The sequence below is a fragment of the Actinosynnema sp. genome (genome assembly GCF_052038725.1).
The window spans coordinates 1-4,405 of the sequence record NZ_JBQGCX010000130.1 but is presented as its reverse complement, the minus strand read 5'-3'; the positions used below and the strand labels follow the sequence as shown (position 1 = coordinate 4,405).

At 74.1% G+C, this 4,405-nt stretch carries 5 protein-coding genes; 3 read left to right on the top strand and 2 right to left on the bottom strand.

From position 1 onward, the window contains the following. From ACTUAL_RS02525 to ACTUAL_RS02515, 3 genes are all read left to right on the top strand, one after another. The coding region (locus ACTUAL_RS02525; protein ID WP_440899131.1) for an MFS transporter at positions 1 to 1,262 on the top strand (1,262 nt) is incomplete at its 5' end. Then, complete coding sequence (locus tag ACTUAL_RS02520; RefSeq protein WP_096493237.1) at positions 1,259 to 1,693, top strand: GAF domain-containing protein; 435 nt, start codon at positions 1,259 to 1,261, stop codon at positions 1,691 to 1,693. The genes ACTUAL_RS02525 and ACTUAL_RS02520, both read left to right, overlap by 4 nt. Continuing rightward, positions 1,690 to 2,901, top strand: coding sequence for an amidohydrolase family protein (locus ACTUAL_RS02515; protein ID WP_440899130.1), 1,212 nt, complete (start codon positions 1,690 to 1,692; stop codon positions 2,899 to 2,901). The genes ACTUAL_RS02520 and ACTUAL_RS02515 overlap by 4 nt, the downstream gene beginning before the upstream one ends. Positions 2,902 to 2,945: 44 nt before the next feature. Here ACTUAL_RS02515 and ACTUAL_RS02510 read toward each other — a convergent pair whose 3' ends face one another. Further along, the gene (locus ACTUAL_RS02510; protein WP_096493241.1) at positions 2,946 to 3,590 is read right to left on the bottom strand and encodes a response regulator; all 645 of its coding nucleotides are present in this window, start codon (positions 3,588 to 3,590) and stop codon (positions 2,946 to 2,948) included. After that, positions 3,578 to 4,405, bottom strand: an 828-nt coding sequence (locus ACTUAL_RS02505) for a sensor histidine kinase (RefSeq protein WP_440899129.1), incomplete at its 5' end; no start/stop codon positions are given. The genes ACTUAL_RS02505 and ACTUAL_RS02510, both read right to left, overlap by 13 nt.

Here is a 4,405-nt window from a genome sequence, read left to right as displayed (position 1 = left end):
AGCAGGTGTGGGGCCTGGACAACGGGCACCTCGGCCTGATCGGCTCGGCCACCCCGTTCGGCTTCCTGTTCGGCGCGGCCATCGCGGGCCTGCTCGGCGACCGCATCGGCGGCAAGACGGTCCTGATGTACGCCCTGGCCTTCTACGCGGTGTTCTCCGTGGTCGCCGCCTTCTCGCCGAACTACGAGGTGTTCCTCGGCGCGCGGGTCCTGGCCGGGGCGGGCGCGGGCGCGGAGAGCGCGATCATCGCCCCGTTCCTGTCCGAGTTCGTCCCCGCCAAGCGGCGCGGCTGGTTCGTCGGCGCGCTGGCCGGGTTCTTCTCGTTCGGCTTCGTCATGGCCGCCCTGATCGGCCGGTTCGTCGTCCCCGCCTCCGAGGACGGCTGGCGCATCGCCCAGCTCATCACCGCCCTGCCGATCGTGATGCTGCTGTGGTGGCGCCGCTCGCTCCCCGAGTCCCCGCGCTTCCTGCTCCAGCAGGGCAAGACCGCCGAGGCCGAGAAGGTCGTCGCGGACCTCGAAGCCCGCGTCGAGAAGGCCACCCGCCAGCCGCTCCCGCCGGTGGAGGAGACCACCGCCGCCGGACCGGTCGCGGAGACCCCGAAGGTCACGCTCGTCAGCGCGCTGAAGTTCCTGTGGAGCCCGGCGATGGCCAAGCGCACCGCCGTGATCTGGCTGATCTGGTTCGTGATCACCTTCTCCTACTACGGCTTCTTCTCCTGGATCCCGACCCTGCTGGTCCAGCGCGGCATCACGGTCACCAAGAGCTTCGAGTTCTCGATCATCATCTACCTGGCGCAGATCCCCGGCTACTTCTCCGCCGCCTGGATCTCCGAGCGCCTGGACCGCAAGAACACCATCGCGATCTACCTCGCGGGCTCGGCGGTCAGCGCGTTCTGGCTGTCCCAGACCGAGACCCCCCTGACCATCACCCTCGCGGGCGCGGTGCTGTCGTTCTTCCTCAACGGCACCTACGCGGGCGTCTACTCCTACACACCCGAGGTGTTCCCGACCTGGGTCCGCGCGACCGGCACCGGCCTGTCCAGCGCGTTCGGCCGCATCGGCAGCATCCTCGCGCCCACCATCATCGGCCTGTCCGCCGCCAGCCTCGGCTTCGCGGGCGTCTTCGGCCTCACCACGGCGGTGCTGGTGGTCGGCGTGGTGTGCGTGGTGGTGTTCGGCCTGTCCACGGCGGGGCGCTCCCTGGAAGACCTGACCGAGCGGGGCGGACCCGCCGACACCGCGACGGAGATGTCGAAGTGAGCCTGGAGAACCTGGAGCAGCGGGTCCGCGAGGAGGTGGGCGTGCGGCTGTTCACCGTCCTCGCCTGGATCCCCGAGCGCAAGGCGCTGCGCCGCGTCCACAGCAGCCACCCCGAGCAGTACCCGGTCGGCGGCGAGAAGACCGTCGAGGTCGCCGCGGGCTGGATCGACCGCTGCATCACCAACGCGGAACCGTACTTCGGCCCGGACAAGGCCGCCGTGCGCGAGATCTTCGCCGACCACGACCTCATCGAGTCCCTGGGCTGCGGGACCATCGTGAACGTGCCGGTCCTGGACGGCGACCGCGTGCTCGGCGTGCTCAACCTGCTCGACGCCGAAGGCGCGTACACCAGGGAAACCGTCGCGGCGGCGGAAGAACTCGCCCCGCTCGCCGTCCCCGCGCTGCGCGCCGCCCTGGAGGAGGCCCGATGAGCCTGCTGCTGCGCGACGCCGTCCTGCTCGAACCCGCCACCGGCGAGCGCGTCGAGGCCGACCTGCGCGTCGCCGAGGGCCGCATCACCGAGGTGGGACAACGACTTCCCGCACCGGACGGCACCCGCGTGCTCGACGCGCGCGGCGCCGTCGTCATCCCCGGCCTGATCGACGCGCACGTCCACGTCACCGCCTCCACCGCCGACCTCGGCGCCCTGCCCGCGCTGTCCCCGTCCTACGTCACCGCGCAGAGCATCCGCGCCATGGGGGACATGCTCGACCGGGGCTTCACCACCGTCCGCGACGCCTCCGGCGCCGACTGGGGCCTGGCCAAGGCCCAGCTCGACGGCCTGGTGCGCGGACCCCGACTGCACTTCTGCGGCAAGGCGCTGAGCCAGACCGGCGGCCACGGCGACGTGAGCCCCCCCGTCGTCGCCGTGCACGACTCGCACCAGTGCTGCGCGGGCCTGGGCCGCATCGCGGACGGCGTGGACGCGGTCCGCACCGCCGCCCGCGACGAGCTGCGCAAGGGCGCCCACCACCTCAAGGTCATGGCGGGCGGCGGCGTCAGCTCGCCCACCGACCGGGTCGACTCCACCCAGTACTCGATGGACGAGCTGCGCGCCGTGGTGGAGGAGGCCGAGGCCGCCAACCGCTACGTCGCCGCCCACGCCTACACCGCCCGCGCCATCAACCGGGCGCTGGAGGCCGGGGTCCGCTCCGTCGAGCACGGCAACCTGCTCGACGCGAGCAGCGTCGAGCTCTTCCTGGCGCACAACGCCTTCCTGGTGCCCACGCTCGTCACCTACTGGGCGCTCAAGGAGGAGGGCGCGCGGTTCGGCCTGCCCGAGGCCAGCGTCCGCAAGGTCGACGACGTGCTCACCGCGGGCCTCGCGGGCCTCGACCTGGCCGCGCGCGGCGGCGTCCGCCTGGTCTACGGCAGCGACCTGCTCGGCGGGATGCAGCGCCACCAGAGCCGGGAGTTCCTGCTGCGCCGGGAGGTCCAGGACGCCGTCGACGTGCTGCGCGCCGCCACCAGCTCCGCCGCCGAGCTGCTCGGCGAGGCGGGCGAGATCGGCACCCTGGCCGTGGGCGCCCGCGCGGACCTGGTCGTGCTGGAGCGCGACCCGGTCGAGGACATCACCGCGCTGACCGAGCCGTCCGCGATCCGCTGGGTCGTCCAGGACGGCGAAGTCCGGGTGGGGTAGCGAAAAGCGGGGGCGCCCTCGACGGGGGCGCCCCCGCCGCCCGCTCACGACCGCAGGTAGGCCAGCACCGCCAGCACCCGCCGGTGCCCCGAGTCGTCCGGGTGCAGCCCGAGCTTGCCGAAGATCGACCGGATGTGCTTGCTCACCGCCGTCTCGCTCACCACCAGCAGCTCCGCGATCCGCCCGTTCCCGTGCCCCTCCGCCATCAGCGACAGCACCTCACGCTCCCGCGCGGTCAGCGAGCGCACCGGGTCGTCCACCCGCCGCCGCACCAGCAGCTGCGTCACCACCTCCGGGTCCAGCACGGTCCCGCCGTCCGCGACCCGCCGCAGCGCGTCCAGGAACTCCTCCACCCGCCCGACCCGCTCCTTGAGCAGGTACCCGACGCCCCGCGCGCCCCCGGCCAGCAGCTCCTGCGCCGACGAGTCCGCGACGTGCGCCGACAGCACCAGCACCGGCAACCCCGGCACCAGCTCCCGCGCGCGGGCCGCCGCCCGCAGCCCCTCGTCGGTGAACCCCGGCGGCAGCCGCACGTCCACCACCGCCACGTCCGGCCGGTGCTCCACCACGGCGGCGACCAGGCCGTCCCCGTCGTCCACCGCCGCCTCGACGGTCAGCCCCTCGCTCTCCAGCAGCAGCACCAACCCCTGCCGCAGCAGCGCGTCGTCCTCCGCGATCACGACGCGCACGGCAGCTCCACCCGCACCAGCGTCGGCCCGCCGACCGGGCTGCTCACCGTCGTCGTCCCGTCGAACGCCCCGACCCGCCGCCGGATGCCCGCCAGGCCCGACCCGCCGCCCTCGGCCGCGCCGCCACGCCCGTCGTCCCCGATCTCGATCACCAGCTTGTCCGCCCTGGCCATCCGCACGCTCGCCCGCTCCGCCCCGCTGTGCTTGCCGATGTTGGTCAACGCCTCGGCGATCACGAAGTACGCCGCCGACTCCACCGCCGCCGGGGCCCGCCCCACGCCCTCGGTGGTGAGCGTGCACGGCACCCCGCAGTCCGCCACCAGCCCCGCGACCGCCCCGTCCAAACCCCGCTCGGCCAGCACCGGCGGGTAGATCTGCCGCACCACGCCCCGCAGTCCGGACAGCGCGTCCCCGGCCGCGTCCCGCGCCCGCAGCACCAGCGGCAGCGCCGACTCCGCATCCCGCCGCAGCGCCCGCTCCGCGATGCCCAGGTGCATCACCACCGCCACCAGCCGGTTCTGCGTGCTGTCGTGCAGGTCCCGCTCGATCCGCCGCAGCTCCGCCCCGTGCGCCTCGAGGGCCTCGGCGCGGCTCGCGGTCAGCTCGGCCACCCGCCGCGACAGCGCGACCCGCCTGCCCGGCGCCAGCAGCCACCGCGCGACCCGCGCGTGCCGGTCCGCCAGCCGCGGGAGCAGCACCCACGCCAGCCCCAGGTACAGCGCGGCGGCCAGCGGCATCGTCGCCGCCCACCCCCACGAGGTCACCGGCCACGGCGCGGCCACCGGGTCGTCCGCAGGCGCCACCCACCAGTAGGC